We start from the raw sequence: 17,238 nt of genomic DNA, 5'->3' as shown, positions 1-17,238 counted from the left end.
TCTGCGCATAAACAAAATGCGGCGCAACCCAGGCGGGGCCGCCTGCGTCGGCTGTGCCGGGCATCGTGTCCGTTCAAACGTCGTCGGTTGCAAGCCGCCTTGCCCCACATATACTCCTGCCATATCCGGCAATTGCTCCGCAGACCGGCCGCCCTCGCTCGCCCCCGTCACCATCCCGTCTTGTGGGAGCGCTGCGCATGGAACATCCCGAGCCGTCCGGTCTGGAATTCGAACATGAAGTCATTGCCGAACGGCGACGTCATGCCGGGGTGGCGGATCAGCAGCGGCCGGTGGTGGGCGTTGCCTTATCCGGTGGCGGAATCCGTAGCGCGACGTTCTGCTTTGGTTTATTGCGCGCGCTGGCCAAAAACCGCGTGCTGGAACACGTGGATTATTTGTCCACCGTCTCGGGCGGCGGCTATATCGGCGCGGCGTTCGGGCGTTTGTTTGGCTTGCGCGTGCATGCCGCACAAGCGGGCGATATCGAAACGTCCAACGCCGAAGAAGTGCAATCCGGCATGCGCCGCGACGACTCGACCTTGCTGTGGTGGCTGCGTAGCAACGGCCGTTATCTGATGCCGGGCGGCGCGCGCGATCAGGCTTTGTTTTTTGCCACCGGCTTGCGCGGTTTTATCGCTACGCAATTTGAAGTCGCCTTGTTGATGCTGCTGTTGGCCGGCATCGTCACCCTGCCCCACGCACTGGAAAACCTGCTGCAGATCAGCCCGCGCACCCCATGGCTGACCTTGCACAATGTCACCCTGCCGTCGTGCTGGTTTTTACTGTGGCCGATTGCGTTGTATTACCTCGCCAAACATATCGGCGTGTTCTGGTTTTCCCAGAGCGAAACCAGCACCCCGCGTCAGACCCTGGCGCTGGCGGCGCTGGTTTTATGCTTTGTGGGCGCGCTCAGCGGCACCGTGCTGGACGGGCTGGGCGATGCCGCCGAATGCGCCCGCGATGCCGCGCAGGCGGCGGTGTTTCCGTGTTCGATGGATGTTTATCAGATCAGCCCCAGCGTGTTCACCAGTCTGGTGTTGTTGGCCGTGTTATCGGGCTTGCTCAGTGCGGCCTGGGCCAGTTGCCATTTGCGCGTCAAACAGATGCCACCCGCGGGCTTGCGACAATGGGCCACTGCGGGATTGACCCGGGCCCTGTACGGTGCCGGATTGTTATTGGCGGCATGTGGGCTGGATGCCCTCAGCTGGCAATTGGCATTTCGCCTGGCCAATAGCGAACACGGCTGGTCATTGCTGACCGGTGCGTCAACCAGCAGCATCGTTTTGCTGGCGGTGCGGGTATTCCAGCAAGCACTCGAAGCCAAAACCCGCGCTTCGATCCCGCTCGAGCGCATTGCACATTACGTCGGCATTGCGCTGTTGCTGTTTATCTTGTTGCTCTGGTCAGTGGCGCTGCAGTTCTTTTTGTTTTTTTCGTGGACGCTGCCGGCCCAAGCCGATCCCCCCTTATGGCAAGGCTTGCTGCGCTGGCTGGTGCTACTGGTGCCGTTGCTGATTTATATGCTCCTGACCGGGCGCGATCTGGAACATGCCAATCTGGCCTCGCTGCATTACTTCTATCGTTTGCGCATGGCGCGGGCGTATATCTCGCTGGGCAATATCGGGGTCGGCGGCCGCTTTCGCGCCGGCTCGCCGCTGGACCCGGTGTCATCGACCATTGCCGATCAGATTTGCAATATCTCCGAATTCGTCGACGGAGACGATCCGCCGATGAGCCAGTACGCTCCGCATAAACATGGCGGCCCGATTCATCTGATCAACTGTTGCATCAATCAAACTGTGGACGACCGCACCGACAGCTATAACGCAGACCGCAAAGGCATCGCCATGGCGGTCAGCGGGCTGGGCGTGGAAACCGGCACGCGGTTTCCCGATGCTGCGGCCTTGCCGCCCGCCACCACGCTGGCGCAATGGACGGTGATTTCCGGCGCGGCCATAGGTTCTGGCATGGGATCGCGCACGCGCAGTGGTTTGAGCGCGTTGTTCTTTTTGTCGGCATTGCGCCTGGGCTATTGGTCACCGCGCCTGCGCGCGCCGAATGCCGCGATGGATGCCGACCACCGCAGCCGCGCCCGGCGCTGGCAACACCGCTTTGCCAAATACTGGGCCATTTGCGGTGAATGCCTGGCGCGCTTTCCGGGCCTGAATGACCCGCACTGGTATTTGTCAGATGGCGGGCATTTTGACAATACCGGCGTCTATAGCCTGCTCAAGCGGCGGCCGGCGGTGATTATCCTGGCCGATTGCGGTATTGATCCGGAGTATTTGTTTGAAGATCTGGAAAACCTGATCCGCAAGGCCCGTATTGATTACGGCGTGGAAATTGAATTCCTCGCCCCCGATGCCTTGCGGCAGCGCTGGCCCGACCACGACGCATTTATGGCCAGTGTGGGTACCGTCAGCACGCTGACCAAAGAAGCCGGACCCGAACATTTTTTGCTGGGTCGCATCCGCTATTGCAAGCGCAATGGCGAGTTGCCGCGCATAGGCGCGCTGCTGGTGGTCAAGCCGCGCCGCGCGCCGCACCCGGACTTTGATTTGATCGGTTACGCCGACAGCAATCCGGATTTTCCGCAGCAAAGCACTAACGATCAGTTCTTTGATGAGGCGCAGTGGGAAAGCTATCACTGCCTGGGCCGCATACTGGGCCAGACCATCACGCCTGAACTGATCTGGCAGTTGCCGCGCTGGGCGGCCGAGACCTCGATCCAGCAAGTTGAAACCGCGCGCGCCCCGGCCGCCGACAGCGTTGACCCCGCCCTCGCCCGCCGCCAGCGCGCCACGCCCGCGCTGCGCTGGACCGTGGGCGCCACCGCCAGCTTGTCGTTGCTGGCGGCCTTGTGGCACGGCGTGGATCAGCAACATGCCGACAACAGCAAGGCGGCAGCGGACTTCTTCAAGCTGTACGACCAGGTGCAAAGCGATCTGAACAAATGCAGCGCCAGTGCCTGTGATGACGCGCTGGCGATCAATGTGCGCATTACGCGTCTGCGTGAAATGCAGCAGGATTTTGGCCGCAGCGATGCCACCGATGCGGCGCTTAAAAGTATCGAAAAAGCCATCTCGGCGTTTTGCAGCAAGCACGCACAAGACGACCGCTGCACCACGCTCAAGGCGCTGCCGGGCCGGGCGCAACCGGGCGAGGTCTGGCACCAGTACTGGTACGGCGTGACCGGCGGCGATCAGACTGCGCGGCCTGCCTCGTTTGATCTGGGCAATCTGCCGTGGATAGGCGGGGCACAGGCATGGCTAAGCCAACTGCTGCACATGATGCTGACCGAGCGGGTAGACGTCGCCAGCGTGGCGCCGGATGCGGTGTTGCCCCTGCCCGCGCCGGCCCCTAGTGCCAGCAGGACCACGCCAGCGCCCACAAGCGCGTCGCAATCGGTGGTGGTCATCCAACCGCAGCCCACGCCTCTCCCCACGGCGGCACCGGCGCCGTTTGACCGCGTGGTGGTGTCGTGCAATCTGTCGCTACGGCCCATCCGTTTGTTTGTGCAGATTTATGCCGAGAGCGAACGCAGCAAGGCGTTGCGCTTTATCAACCGGCTGGCGGGCTCCGGCATCCGGACCCCAGGCATCGAGAACGTCACCACCACCGCGCTCAAGCAAGACACGCTGCCACCGCAACGCTGGAGCGTGCCGACCTTCTTGTATGCGCCCAGCGATGCCGCCTGTGCCGATGCGCTGGCGGCGGCCTATCCGGGGGCGGTGTCACGGCAATTACCTGCGGTGCTGTCGCCGCGCCCGGGCGTGATCGAATTCTGGTTGCCGCCGACCATGTCGGCCAATTGATGCGCGCCGGGCCGCAATAAAAAACCCCGGTCGGCTAACGCCTTCCGGGGTGTTCACTACGTGTTTTGACTCAGGCTTTATTGCACGGTCTGGGTGAAATCCAGCGCGGCCGTAAAGTCGCCCATAGGCTGGCTGCCATTAGCCACCAGCGCGCTATCCCGCTGGGTCAGGCCCGGCAGCACCGGCAGCGAGTAACGGTGGGTGATAAAGCGCAGGATGGAGGCAGTGTCGTATTGCGTGTGGTCCACGGTGCCTTTTTTGGCGTAGGGCGACACGATGATGGCCGGAATACGGGTACCCGGACCCCAACGGTCAGCCTTCGGCACTTTGGCGTGGTCGTAGAAGCCGCCGTTTTCGTCGTAAGTCACGATGATCAGCATGTGCTTCCATTGCGGGCTGGCTTGCAGCTTGGCAATCAGATCAGCAATGTGCGCATCGCCGTCAGTGACGTTGGCGTAGCCGTTGTGCTGGTTCAGGTTGCCCTGCGGCTTGTAGAACGCCACGGCGGGCAGCGTGCCGTTTTTGATGTCCGCCAGCATGTCGGTGTCGAAGTCTTTCAGGTGGGCAGCGCGGTCAGCAGCGTGCGTCACCGGATCAAACTCGGCGTAATAGTTAAACGGCTGATGGTGGAACTGGAAGTTGGGGATCGGGCTGCCAAACACGCGGCCCGCCACGCCTTGCGCCAGAGTGTCTTTCCATGCGCCGCCATACCACGCCCAGCTGACTTTTTTGGCGTTCAGCAGATCGCCGATATTGGTCTGGGTTTGCGGCGGCAAGTAGGTTGCTTGCGTCGCATCGGCATACAACCGGGTGCTGTCGGTCGAAACCGGGGCCAGGCCAGACGGCTGATACGGCGGCTGCATCGTATTGACGGCGTAGTACATGCCCGACGCGTCCTTCGGCGTAATCGTGCTGTCGCGCTTGTACACCGGGGCGCCGTTCAGCGCGCTGGTCGAGGCGGTGGCACCCGGAGTCAGGCGTACAAAGTTGCCATTGGCATCCACATCAATTGCCGCGATCGAGTTTTTGGCCGGGCTGCTGGCGTCTTCAGCGTTCGGGTAGGTCGGCGCGCAGGCGCAGATCAGGTATTGGTGGTTCAGGAACGAACCGCCAAAAGCACCTTGATACAGGTTGTCGGCCAGCACGTAGTTCTGTGCCACCTTCCACATCTGCATCTTGCTGCCATCAAAGTAGCCCATGCTCAGGCCACCGGCATCCGAATAGGCCGCGTACTTGTCGTTCTTGCCGCCGTTGATCTGCATCTGGTTGTTATAAAAGCGGTGCACCAGATCGCGCGTCAGCACCGATTGATCAACCACCACGCCGGTGCTCAGCAGCCCTTTGGGATCATCAATCTGGAACATGCCATTGGGGAAACTGGCCGTCATCGATTCACTGATGGTCACCTTCTGGCCTGCGGCGGTCAGGCCGCCCCAGGTCTTGGGCAGGTTCGGCAGCACGCTGTCGTCATAGTCGGTTTGCGCGGCGACGCTACCGGTGGCGGTCGCGTTTTTGCCGGGAATGCCGTTAGCGCCCGGGAACAGGCCATACAGGTTATCGAAGCCGCGGTTTTCGGCGTAGATCACCACCACGTTCTGGATCTGGTCGAGTGCCAGCGCGTTGGTCAGCGCCTTGCTCACATCGCCGCCCGCAGCCACGGCGGTGGCAATGCGCGTAATGCCCTGATCGCTCTCGGCCTTGAGGATGGCTTTGACGTTGGCGTCGAGTTCTTTGTTGTGATCTTCCATCACTTGCGCCGCGGTCACGCCCAGGCGGTTAGCCAGCGTGGTTTGCGCAGCGCTTACATCGCCGCCATTGGTTGCGGCCAGCGCTACCACTTCGGTGGTCAATGCGCTGACCACGCTGGCGCCGCTCGGGGCGCGGAACACCAGTTTGCTGCTTACTGGCGTGCTGGCTTTGGTGTCCGGATCGTAACGGGTGGCACTGGTGTCGATCACCGCGACCAGGGCGCCGGTGCCTACCAGCTTGAAGGCGCCGGAGGTATCGGTTTTGGTGGAAACTTCATTACTGTCACAGACGCCGTTATTGTTGGCATCAAGACAAACCGTAGCGTTCTGGAAGTAGCTGCCGGTAACAACACCGTTGGTCACGGGCGTAGGCGTACCGCCATCGTTGCCCTCACCACAGGCCACCAGAGCGCCCGCGATGGCCGCAGCCATGGGCAGAAAGACAAGTGCGCGCTTCATGTTTTGTACATCTCCTTGTTAGAAGTGCGCGCATTATGTGTATTGCAATGTTTCAGCGATGTTAGCGAAATGTTGCGTGGAGCAATTTCTTTGTCGCTGACGTGTCAGCGTTACGCCAACTTGTCATATGTCGGTAATGTGTCAAACCTAGACTGCGGGCCTTGAGAATAATTCTTGATAAGTAGGCCACCGCGATGCCCCGTCTGAGCAAGTCCCAATCCCGGCTCTTTTTTCCCGTCTTCAGTTGCGCTGCCCTGCTGGCACTGGGTGCTTTATATGGCGGCAAGGACAGCCTGGCTGCCACCGTGGCCAGTGCGCCGGTCAGCAAAAAAGAACCGGCATGGAAGAGTTCTGATTACGCCCCGATCAAGAATCAGCCCGGCTACAAAGACCTGGCCGCCATCGGCAAACTGATGTTCTTTGATCCGTCGCTGTCGGCCTCGGGCAAGATGGCATGCGCCACCTGTCACAGCCCGGACCACGCATTTGGTCCGCCCAATAATCTGCAAGTGCAACTGGGCGGCCGCGACGGCAAGCTGGAAGGCACGCGCGCGGTGCCGTCCTTGCGTTATCTGCAAACCGTGCCGGCGTTTACTGAACACTTCTTTGATGATGATGGCGATGACAGCGTCGATGCCGGCCCCACCGGCGGGCATAACTGGGACGGCCGGGCGCGCAATGTGCACGAGCAGGCGCGAATTCCGCTGCTGGCGGTGAATGAGATGGCGAACGCATCCCCCGCTGACGTGGCCGCTAAATTGCAGAAAGCCCCCTACGCCGCGCAACTGCGCAAAATGCTGGGCGACGAGATTTTCAATAATCCGGAACAGCTGTTCAAGTGGAGCACGCTGGCACTGGAAAACTATCAAGACACGCCGGCTGAGTTTTATCCCTACAGCAGCAAATATGACGCCTACCTGCGCCACCAGACCACCTTGACCAAGCAAGAACTGCATGGTCTGGAAGTCTTCAACGACGAAGAAAAAGGCAATTGCGCCAGCTGCCATATCAGCGCTGTGACGCCCGAAGGCATCTTCCCCAACTTCAGTGATTTCGGATTGCTGGCCATCGGCGTGCCACGCAATATGAAGCTCGCCATCAACCAGAACAGCAAGTTCTACGATATGGGCGCATGCGGCCCGGACCGTACTGATCTTAAAGGGCGTAATGAATTCTGCGGTTTGTTCCGCACCCCGTCTTTACGCAACGTGGCCACGCGCAAAGTGTTTTTCCATAACGGTGCATTCAATGATCTGGAAAAAGTGGTGCATTTCTATAACGAACGCGAAACCAACCCCGGCAAGTGGTATGCCAAAGACAGTCACGGCAAGGTCATCAAATACGATGATTTGCCGCGCCAATATGACGCCAATATCAATATGGAAGCGCCGTTCAACCACAAACGCGGTGACAAGCCGCCGATGACCGATGCCGAGATTCGTGATGTGGTGGCGTTTATGAAAACGCTGACCGATGGCTACACCGACCCGATCCAGCAAGGGGGCAAAATCCGCACCGCCAAAGCGCAGTAAGCCCTACTGCAGTGCAAGCAACGCGGCCCGGCTGGGCCGCGTTGGCTTTTTCGAGGGTTACAAGGAAATATCAGAAATTTCTGTACAGATGGTGGTATTCTTGCGGTTTGTGATTACGTTTCAGGCAAGACTTAACAACAACCCGCTGTACACCTTGTTAACCCGCGTAACGTTTCCAGGAAGGGGTAGATGTCAATGAACGCAGACGAAACGCTTGAAAAAGAAGTGGCCCAGATGACCACGCGCCCGGCTCCGGCCCGCCGTCGTGGTCCCACCGAAGAGATGATTTCCAACGCCAACCGGCAAAAGACTTTACGCCGTCGCCAACTGGAAGATCTGGTCGAAGCGCGCAACGCCGGCTCGACTTACGATTTTTAAGCGCCCGCCAGCCAGACTGGCCGCTGCGCTGCATCCCACCCCGCCCTCGGCGGGGTTTTTATTGGCTCACGTTTATTTTGTACACAAGGCGTTGCCGGTAGAAACCGACCGGTCGGACCCGGCATAATTGGCGCCTCTGACGCTGTCTATCGCAAGAACTGAAAAGGCCTTCCCGCAGCATGACGCGCGTGCACGACTCCTCGGCGGAAATCACCCCGCTGCGGGCACTTCCTCCTCGCAATTTTGAACTGCTGCGGCGCATGCTCAAGGCAACGCTGGCGGCTGCCGTCATCTTGCCGCTGCTGCTGTTTATCTTTGTGGCGCACCGCGCGCTGGAAGACCGCAAGGCTGAAGTCAAAGCCACCCTGGTCCGCGCCACCGGCGTTGCCGCCGAACAAGCCAATAAAGTCTTTGATCTCGACACCGCCCTGACCGACCGCGTGACCGAAGTGCTGGGCGATCGCAGCGAGGCGCAAGTCAAAGCCGACGAAGCCGAACTGCATGCGCGGCTGGCCCCGATGGCGGCCAATCTGCCGCAAGTGTTTGCCATCGGCGTCATCGATTCTCAAGGCACGGTGCTGGTCAGCAGCCGGGTTTATCCGGTCAAGCCGCTCAATATTGCCGACCGCAAGGATTTTCAGGATGTCCGCGCCGGCGTGGGCGGGCGTTTGTCGGATGTGATGATCGCGCGCGCCACACCCAAACCCATTTTTAACGACAGCGTGGCCTGGCGCAAAAGTGACGGCCGCTTTGCGGGCATGGTGCTGATTTCGCTCAGCCCGGATTATTTTCAGAAGTTCTACGCCGAACTTGCCGGCGACCTGCCCGGCCAATCCATCGCCCTGACCCGCAGCGACGGCACCCTGCTGGCCATCTATCCGCACAGCGATCGCGTGGGCATGCGCTTTAACTCATCGCTGCAATTTGCCACTGCTTATCAAAACGCGCCGCAGGCTGGCACGCTCGAAGCGCGCTCTGCGCTGGATGGCAAATGGAAATTCTTTGCCTATCGCCGCGTGGAAGCGCACGGCGGCTATGTGATCTCGGCCTACCCCGAGCATGATCTATACGTGGCCTGGCTAAGGCAGATGGCGGGCTTCAGCCTGATCTTCATCCTGCCCTGCGCCGCCTTGTGGGCCGTCATTGTCTATTCCTTGCGCCAGCTCTCGCGCGAAGAAGATGCCTGGCAACGCTGGCTGACCGAGGCCACCGCGCGCCACGCCATGGAAGCGGCCTGGCGCGAATCGCGCAAGATGGAAGCCCTCGGCAAGCTGATGGGCAGCGTGTCGCACGATTTTAATAATCTGCTGATGGTGGTGTCGGCCAATGTGCAAATTCTGCGCCGTCGCCATCTGACCGAAGAAAACCGCTATATCGACGCGATCGAACGCGCACTGCAAACGGGCGAATCGCTGACGCGCCAGTTGCTGACAGTTAGCCGCCGCTTTCCCTTGCAGGCCGAAATCGTGGTGTTGCCGCGCCAGATTCAACTGGCCGAACAACTGCTGCGCTCGGCGCTAAGCGAAAAAGTCGAGCTGCGCATTGCGCTGGACGACAGCGTGTGGCCGGTTAAAGTTGACCCGAGCGAGCTGCAAGTGGCGCTGATCAATATCGCAGTCAATGCGCGGGATGCCATGCCTTATGGTGGCGTGTTTACCGTGTGGGCCGAAAACATCGTGCTGCCGGCCGGCGGCCCCGGGCGCTCCGGCGAATTTGTGCGCCTGACGCTGGCGGATAACGGCCCCGGCATGCCGGAATCGGTGCGCGAACGCGTGTTTGAACCGTTGTTTACCACCAAGGCGGAAGGCCAGGGCACCGGCCTGGGCCTGGCGCAAGTGTTTGCTTTCTGCGAACAATCTGGCGGCCTGGTTAATGTGGAAAGCAAGCTCAACGGCGGCACCAGCGTTAATCTCTATCTGCCGCGCGCCCAGCCCGAAGCGGTCAAGGCCAGTGAGCTGCGCGCCCAGGCCACCCGCAGTTCGATCCCGCTGCGGATCTTGCTGGTGGAAGATAACGATGAAGTCGCCGCCGGCATCGCCGCCATGCTGGATACCGATGGCCACGTGGTCAGCCGCGTAGCCAGCGCCGCCGAGGCATTGGAAGCGCTGCAACGCGATGCGCTGCTGGATGTGGTGCTGTCGGATATTCATATGCCCGGCGAAATCAACGGCATCGATCTGGCCGAAGCCATCAAAGTGGCATGGCCGCATCTGCCCGTGCTGCTGATGACGGGCTACGCCGAAGAACTGCAGCGCGCGCTGAAAGCCCGCATCAACGTGCTGGCCAAACCATTCAGCGAAGAAAAACTGAATCTGGCGCTGCACGAAGCACTGGCCCGCAGCGCAAATCTGTAAGCCCTTGGACGGAAGTAAACGGGACTGCCCGCTTGATGCCAGCGGCGCCGCATAGGGTGGGTCTAGACCCACCGTCCAAAGCCGTCTGCCACGACCGCAGCATTGAGCAGCGGCTTTGATTGGTGGGTCCAGACCCACCCTATGCGCGGCGCGCGGCTCAGATCAGCCGCAATTTGTATTTACGGCCTTTGATATTGGTATTGGCCAGGCGGGTTTCGGCTTGATGCGCGATACGGCGGTCCACGGCGACGTAGGTGGAAAAATCAAACACATTGATCTTGCCCACCTGCTCGCCCTTGAAGCCCGCATCCCCGGTCAGCGCCCCCAGAATATCGCCGGGGCGGATTTTGTCTTTGCGGCCAGCGGCAATCACCAGCGTGGACATCGGCGGTAACAGCGGGCCGTCGTTGGCGATGGTGGCTTCGCTCAGCTTGAACCATTGCGCCTTCAAACCGTGCTGATAATCCTCGATCAGCTTGACCCACTTCTGCTCGTTCGGCGCCGCCAGCGTAACCGCCAGGCCCCGCGCGCTGCCGCGACCGGTGCGGCCGATGCGGTGCACGTGGATTTCGCTGTCTTTCGACACATCAACGTTCAGCACCATATCCAGCGATGCGATATCCAGCCCGCGTGCCGCGACGTCGGTCGCAACCAGCACCGAAATGCTGCGGTTGGCAAAGCGCACCAGAATCTCGTCACGATCGCGCTGTTCCATATCGCCATACAGCGCTTCGGCCGACAGCCCGGCATCGCGTAATTGCTCAGCCAGTTCGCGGCAATGAATTTTGGTATTGCAGAAGGCCAACGTTGATTCCGGCCGGAAATGCTTGATCAGCTGCGCCGCGGCCGCGTTGCGTGCGGTGTGCTCGACTTCGTAAAAACGTTGTTCGATGCGGCTGTTGTCGTGCTGCGCTTCAACTTTAACTTCGACCGGATTGCGCAAAAACGCCGCGCTTTGCTTGCGCACGTCTTCGGTATAGGTGGCCGAGAACAGCAGCGTCTGCCGCCGTTCCGGGCACTGCTGCACGATATTGATCACTTCATCGTAAAAGCCCATATCGATCATGCGATCGGCTTCATCCAGCACCAGCGTATTCAGACGGCGCAAGTCCAGCGTTTCGCGGTACAGATGGTCATGCAGACGGCCCGGCGTGCCGACAATAATGTGTGCGCCATGCTCCAGCGAACCAATCTGCGGCCCCATCGGCGTGCCACCACACAGCGTGATGATCTTGATGTTGTCCATATGCCGCGCCAGCTGGCGCAGCGATTTGGCCACCTGATCGGCCAGTTCGCGCGTCGGGCACAGCACCATGGCCTGGATGGCAAACAGCTTCGGGTTCAGATTATGCAAAATGCCCAGGCCAAACGCGGCGGTCTTGCCGCTACCGGTTTTGGCCTGCGCGATCACATCCTTGCGCTCCAGGATCAGCGGCAGGGCTTTGGCCTGGATCGGCGTCATCTCGTGGTATTCCAGGCTTTCCAGATTGGAGAGCTGGGCCGCGTCGAGCGGCAACGAGGAAAATGCGGTTTTAGCGTTCAACTTGATACTCGATATCAGGCCGCGGACGGCCAGGGGGTCAAAATTTCAAAGCCGTCTTCAGTGACGGCAATCATGTGTTCCCATTGCGCGCTCAGCGAGCCGTCGCGCGTCACCACGGTCCAGCCATCCGGCAAGCCGCGCACGCTGGCACCGCCGGCGTTGATCATCGGCTCGACCGTAAACGTCATGCCGGCGCGCAAGCGCAAACCGGCGCCGGGACGGCCGTAATGCAGCACCTGCGGTTCTTCGTGATACACGCGGCCGATGCCGTGCCCGCAATAATCCCGCACCACCGAATAGCCCGCAGCTTCGGCCAGGGTCTGGATGGCATAACCGACATCACCGAGCGTGGCGCCCGCTTTGACGGCGTTGATACCCGCCATCATCGCTTCAAAGGTGACGTCGCTCAGACGCTGCGCCTCGGGCGACGGCGTACCGGCGTAGAACATGCGGCTGGTATCGCCATGCCAGCCATTCTTGATGACGGTGACGTCGATATTAACAATATCGCCATCGCGCAAGATTTCACGCGGGCTGGGTATGCCATGGCAAACCACGCTATTGATCGAGGTGCACAGGGTTTTAGGAAAGCCGTGGTAGCCCACATTGGCGGGCGTGGCTTTCTGGGTTTTGGTGATGTATTCAAAACAACGGCGGTCGAGTTCTTCAGTCGACACTCCCGGTTGCACGTATTCCGAGATCATCTCGAGCACTTCGGCCGCCATCTGGCCGGCGACGCGCATGGCGGCAATCTGCTCGGGCGTCTTGATCGTGATAGCCATTCATAGTCCTTAAAGCGCGGGGGCAGCCGCGATTATCCCGCGTTAAGGCAATTTATGCATCGCGGATTGCCCGCGCCGGTCGGACTGCAGACGGCGCTTTGGGCGCAGGCGCCACACCCGCCACCTGAATTGCGCGCAACCGGTTTTTTATGCCATATGATTAAGCCGGACAATACGGTCACGCCGTGCAACAGGGAGAAGACCGATGCGCAAGCCCGTTTCTACTGGCCTTTTAACCCGCACGCCAAGCCGTGGCCGCGCGCGGGCAGCGGTGCTGCTTGCCGTGCTGGGCGCTGTCACGCCCTGCACCATGGCAGCCACTGCCAGCGCCACGGCCAGCCGCAGCATACAGCTTGTGACCACTGAATATCCGCCTTATATGAGCGAACGCGCGCCAGGCCAGGGCCTGGTGATCCGCATTGCCACCGCCGCCATGAACCGCAGCGGCTACGAAGTCAAAACCACCTTTCTGCCGTGGGCACGCGCGCTGGATTTGACCAAGGCAGGCACGGTCGATGGCATTGCGGGGGTATGGTTTGCCGCCGAACGCGCCAGCACGCTGCAGTATTCCAACCCGTTGACCAGCACCAAAATCGGCTTTTTCAAGCGCATCGATAATCCGGTGACGTTTGCCACGCTAAGCGAGCTGCGTGGCTACAGCATTGGCACCGTACGCGGCTATGCCAATCCGCCAGCGTTTGAAGAAGCGCGGTTACATACCGAAGAAGCCAGCGACGACGAAACCAATCTGCGCAAGCTGGCGGGCAAACGCGTGCAGTTTGTGCTGATCGAAAAAGGCGTGGCGCAGGGTTTGCTCAACAACAGCCTGCCGCAGCTTAAAAACCAGCTGGTGTGGATGGAGCCCGCCGTCTCGGTCATGCCGCTGTATGTGGCGTTCTCGCGCAACGCCAGAAACCACGACGAACTGGTGAATGCGTTTAACCAGGGGCTGGAAGCGCTGAAGAAAGACGGCTCGCTGGCGCGCTGGATCAGCGAAGCGGGCGTATAAAGCGCGGAAACCGCATAGGATGGGTCAAGACCCACCCGCCAAAGCCATCAATCAAACATTGCGAGCCTGGCATGCCACTTTGGGTGGTGGGTCTTGACCCACCCTATGCGCGGTGGCAGGTCAACGGGATGCGTCACCTGCCCGCTTGCTTAATGCAGACGCGCCAGCCGTTCCAGCAACACGCGGTTGAATGCCGGGATGTCGTCCGGTTTGCGGCTGCTAATCCAGTTGCCGTCTTCCACCACTTCGCGATCCACCCAGGTGCCGCCTGCGTTCTTGATGTCGTCTTGCAAGGACGGCCAGCTGGTTAGCGTATGCCCGGAGGCCAGGCCAGCCGAAACCAGCAACCAGCCGCCATGGCAGATGACCGCAATCGGCTTGCCATTACGATCAATCTGTCGGGCAAATTCCTGAGCCTTGGGATCGGTGCGCAGCGCATCGGCGTTCACCACGCCACCGGGCAACAGCAGCGCGTCAAAATCGGCCGCGTTGGCGTCAGACAAACTCAGATCCACCTTGAAGGTATCACCGGGTTCCACATGGTTAAGCCCGTGCACTTCGCCGCTTTTGGGCGAGACCACCACCGTTTGGGCGCCGGCGGCTTCCAGCGCCTTGCGTGGTTCGGCCAGTTCGGCTTGTTCAAACAGATCGGCCACCAATATGGCCACTTTGACGCCTTGCAAAGTTGCGGCTGCAGTCATCTCGAACTCCTTGGTTGATTTAAAGCGGGGTTTTACTGGAATGAATGCGGGTTAATGCGTGCGCGGATGTACATGCGGTTCAAGCGCGATCCCTGCTTCTTGCATCAGCTCGGTTTTGCGCGCGGCCATTTGCTGGCCCAGGCCATCCAGCTCGCCAGCCAGCGCTTTGCGCGCCGCCGGAAACATCTCGGCTTCTTCTTGCTTGATGTGATGCAACACGTATTCGCTCAGTACGCTGACTCGCGCGTCGAACATCGGGTCATCGGCAGGCATGTTTTCCAGCTGGTGGATCAAGGCCGATGCGCTGGCATGCTCGACTACGGCTTCATACACCATGTCGGGATCACCCGAAGCGCGGCGCACGGCCGGGTAAAACATCTCTTCTTCAATCCGGGTGTGGATGCGCAACTCGGCACACACCTGCTGCACCAGTTGCTTTTTGAGTGCCGTGCTGCCCGCCGAACGGGCCTGGCCAAACTGCTTGAACAGCTTCTTGATCTTGAGATGGTCTTCCAGCAACAAACTGGTGGCGGCGTCTTTGCGCACGGCCAATACACGCGCGGCAGGGCCGCTGCGGGGTTCGGGTGCGGCTTGAGGGAGCTGTGCCATGATGGCCTCCGGTTGCATAGACGGACAGTGTTGGACGCTGACCATGCTAGTGCCGCCGTGGCGCGCAAATTATCGGCGCGCCAGCGATTCGGGAGTAAGACGACGTGAGTCAGCGCTGTAGCCCCGCGCGGCGGCCCGACGCCGTCCCCGCCTGGGCGCGCCAGACAGCGGGCAAAAAAAAGCCGGCACAAGGCCGGCTCTGAAGGGCTACTACGGATTGCGCAGTGATCAGTGCGCGCGCATCACAAAAGACATCAAGATGCCCACCACACTGAAATCGGTATCGCCAAAGGTAGTACCGGCAAAGCCGATGGCACCCAGGCAAGTGAGCAACACGGCAGGCAAGAAGCTGATCAGGATGCCGTTAACAAAGGCGCCCAGCACCGCGCCACGCAGGCCACCGGTGGCATTGCCATAGACGCCTGCCGTGGCGCCGGTAAAGAAGTGCGGAATCAACCCTGGCACAATCACCGCCAGGCCAAACGCCGGGGTAATAAACATTGCCACCAGGCCCCCGACAAAGCTCGACATAAAGCCGATCACCACGGCGTTAGGTGCAAACGGAAACACGGCCGGGCAATCCAGCGCTGGTTTGGCGTTGGGGATGAGTTTGTCCGAGATGCCTTTGAAGGCGGGCACGATTTCAGCAATCAGCAAACGCACGCCCGCCAGAATGATGTAGACACCGGCCGAGAACACCAGCGCTTGTTTGATCGAGAACACCAGGAAGTTAACGCCGGCCGACAGATTGGCTTCGATAAAGGTCGGCCCCGCCACCAGCGATACCACGATAAACAGGATGCCCATGGTCAGCGCCATCGAGATCGAGGTATCACGCAAAAAGCGCAGCGATTCCGGCACTTTGATGTCTTCGGTGCTGCGGCCTTTTTTGCCGATGACCTTGCCCACCAGCGCGGCGGCGATATAGCCAAACGAACCAAAATGGCCCAGCGCAAAGCTGTCGCTACCGGTGACCTTGCGGGTAAATGGCTGCGTCAACGCCGGCATGATCACCATCAGCGCGCCCAGCATGGCGCCGCCTACCAACACCAGCGGCAGCCCGGTCATGCCCCCGGCGCTCATGACCGCCACCAGCAAGCACGCCATGAACAAAGTGTGATGGCCAGTCAGAAAAATGTATTTGAGCGGCGTAAAGCGCGCCAGCAGCAGGTTGACCAGCATGCCCAGGATCATCACATAGGCGGTTTGCGAGCCGAATTGCTTCATCGACAGCGCCACGATGGCTTCGTTATTGGGGATGGTGCCTTTAAGGCCAAAGGCGTGGTCAAAGATCTGGCGGAAGATATCAAGCGAGCCAACCAGAATCTGTGCGCCGGCGCCCAGAATCACAAAGCCCAGTATGGTCTTGATGGTGCCCGCCACCACATCGGACACCTTGGCCCGTTGCAGCAACAAACCCAGCAGCGCAAAGATCCCGATCAGGATGGCTGGATCAGAAAGAATATCGAGGATGAATTTGATCATTATGGTCTGACTCCGATAAAGCTTGAGGTGGCGGCACCGGCCAGGCCGGGCCGCCTTGCAGCAGCCGTACGACGGACGAATTAGCTCAGGAAAGGCGCCAGCACCGCTTTGATCTCAACCTTGTCCATGATGTTTTTAACCGAGGCCACCTTGCGGCTGCCGTCGTTCAGGTTGTCGATGATTTCTTTGGCGCCCAGAAACAGATCAGCCGTTTCCGCCTTGGCGGTAAACAGATCGGCGTGCCCTACTTGCGCATCGCTCTTCAGTTCTTTCAGCACGTCTTTGACGGCCATTTCCAGCATCAGGCTGCTGCCAAGACCATTGCCACATACGATCAGGATTTTCATTGCGGTATTCCTTGGGGTTTTTATTCGGGTTGTGAGGCGATCAGTTCAAGAATGGCGGCGGCGCTGGTTGCGGCTTGCAATTGGGCAAAGCGCGCCTCGTCCATGATCAAGCGCGCCAGCTGGCGCAAAGCACGTTGGTGGCTGTGGTTGTCGGTGGCGGAAAAGGCAAACAGCAAGCGGGCATGGTGATCGGGGTCGGCGCTGAACTGCACCGGCGTGGTGGTCTTAAGTAGTGCCATTGCGATGGCACGTGCGCCCGCCTCAGGTCGGGCATGCGGAATGGCCACATCGGGTGAGATCACGATATACGGGCCGATTTTTTCGACGTTTTCGATAATCGCGTCGATATAAGTCGCTTCGATGGCGCCGCGTTCCAGCAATGGCTGGCACGAGACGCGCACCGCTTCACGCCAGTCGGTAAAGCCTTCGGCAAAGCGGATGCTGTCGGCGGGCATAATTTCGGTAAGCATTGCGTT

General features: G+C 60.1%; 13 protein-coding genes. 5 read left to right on the top strand and 8 right to left on the bottom strand.

From position 1 onward, the window contains the following. Positions 1-197: 197 nt before the first annotated feature. The gene (locus tag ACYQ1A_RS05940; protein WP_499360979.1) at positions 198-3,815 is read left to right on the top strand and encodes a hypothetical protein; all 3,618 of its coding nucleotides are present in this window, start codon (positions 198-200) and stop codon (positions 3,813-3,815) included. A gap of 77 nt (positions 3,816-3,892) precedes the next feature. On the opposite strand, the gene acpA is transcribed toward ACYQ1A_RS05940, so the two are convergent. Beyond that, positions 3,893-6,022, bottom strand: a complete 2,130-nt coding sequence (acpA, locus tag ACYQ1A_RS05935) for an acid phosphatase (RefSeq protein WP_499360978.1) — start codon at positions 6,020-6,022, stop codon at positions 3,893-3,895. A gap of 194 nt (positions 6,023-6,216) precedes the next feature. Between acpA and ACYQ1A_RS05930 the strand changes: the two genes are divergently transcribed. The 3 genes from ACYQ1A_RS05930 (at position 6,217) to ACYQ1A_RS05920 (ending at position 10,286) form a co-directional block, all read left to right on the top strand. Beyond that, the gene (locus ACYQ1A_RS05930; RefSeq protein WP_499360977.1) at positions 6,217-7,554 is read left to right on the top strand and encodes a cytochrome-c peroxidase; all 1,338 of its coding nucleotides are present in this window, start codon (positions 6,217-6,219) and stop codon (positions 7,552-7,554) included. Positions 7,555-7,743: 189 nt separating this feature from the next. Then, the gene (locus tag ACYQ1A_RS05925) at positions 7,744-7,932 is read left to right on the top strand and encodes a hypothetical protein (RefSeq protein ID WP_499360976.1); all 189 of its coding nucleotides are present in this window, start codon (positions 7,744-7,746) and stop codon (positions 7,930-7,932) included. 179 nt (positions 7,933-8,111) lie between these two features. Further along, the gene (locus ACYQ1A_RS05920; protein WP_499360975.1) at positions 8,112-10,286 is read left to right on the top strand and encodes a response regulator; all 2,175 of its coding nucleotides are present in this window, start codon (positions 8,112-8,114) and stop codon (positions 10,284-10,286) included. Positions 10,287-10,443: 157 nt separating this feature from the next. Here the strand turns inward: ACYQ1A_RS05920 and dbpA are convergent, their stop codons facing one another. Together dbpA and map are read right to left on the bottom strand one after the other, a co-directional pair. After that, positions 10,444-11,829: an ATP-dependent RNA helicase DbpA gene (dbpA, locus tag ACYQ1A_RS05915; protein ID WP_499360974.1), complete on the bottom strand. Its 1,386-nt coding sequence runs from the start codon at positions 11,827-11,829 to the stop codon at positions 10,444-10,446. Positions 11,830-11,843: 14 nt separating this feature from the next. Next, positions 11,844-12,611, bottom strand: coding sequence for a type I methionyl aminopeptidase (map, locus tag ACYQ1A_RS05910; RefSeq protein WP_062221386.1), 768 nt, complete (start codon positions 12,609-12,611; stop codon positions 11,844-11,846). A 205-nt stretch (positions 12,612-12,816) separates the two neighbouring features. Here map and ACYQ1A_RS05905 point away from each other — a divergent pair, with 205 nt between their 5' ends. Beyond that, a complete protein-coding gene (locus tag ACYQ1A_RS05905) occupies positions 12,817-13,620 on the top strand; it encodes a substrate-binding periplasmic protein (RefSeq protein WP_499360972.1) in 804 nt (267 codons plus the stop codon). 149 nt (positions 13,621-13,769) lie between these two features. Here ACYQ1A_RS05905 and ACYQ1A_RS05900 read toward each other — a convergent pair whose 3' ends face one another. The 5 genes from ACYQ1A_RS05900 to ACYQ1A_RS05880 all read right to left on the bottom strand — a co-directional run bounded on the left by ACYQ1A_RS05900 (position 13,770) and on the right by ACYQ1A_RS05880 (position 17,232). Beyond that, positions 13,770-14,321: a type 1 glutamine amidotransferase domain-containing protein gene (locus tag ACYQ1A_RS05900; RefSeq protein ID WP_499360971.1), complete on the bottom strand. Its 552-nt coding sequence runs from the start codon at positions 14,319-14,321 to the stop codon at positions 13,770-13,772. 51 nt (positions 14,322-14,372) lie between these two features. Then, positions 14,373-14,930, bottom strand: a complete 558-nt coding sequence (locus tag ACYQ1A_RS05895) for a hemerythrin domain-containing protein (protein ID WP_499360970.1) — start codon at positions 14,928-14,930, stop codon at positions 14,373-14,375. Positions 14,931-15,158: 228 nt separating this feature from the next. Then, entirely contained in the window at positions 15,159-16,415 is a 1,257-nt protein-coding gene (ulaA, locus tag ACYQ1A_RS05890; RefSeq protein WP_499360969.1) for a PTS ascorbate transporter subunit IIC, read from the bottom strand. An 80-nt stretch (positions 16,416-16,495) separates the two neighbouring features. Beyond that, positions 16,496-16,762: a PTS sugar transporter subunit IIB gene (locus ACYQ1A_RS05885; protein ID WP_499360967.1), complete on the bottom strand. Its 267-nt coding sequence runs from the start codon at positions 16,760-16,762 to the stop codon at positions 16,496-16,498. Positions 16,763-16,782: 20 nt separating this feature from the next. Beyond that, the gene (locus ACYQ1A_RS05880; RefSeq protein ID WP_499360965.1) at positions 16,783-17,232 is read right to left on the bottom strand and encodes a PTS sugar transporter subunit IIA; all 450 of its coding nucleotides are present in this window, start codon (positions 17,230-17,232) and stop codon (positions 16,783-16,785) included. Between the last annotated feature and the right edge of the window lie 6 nt (positions 17,233-17,238).

Source organism: Silvimonas sp. JCM 19000, assembly GCF_054652575.1.
This window is presented reverse-complemented; position numbering and strand designations above follow the sequence as displayed.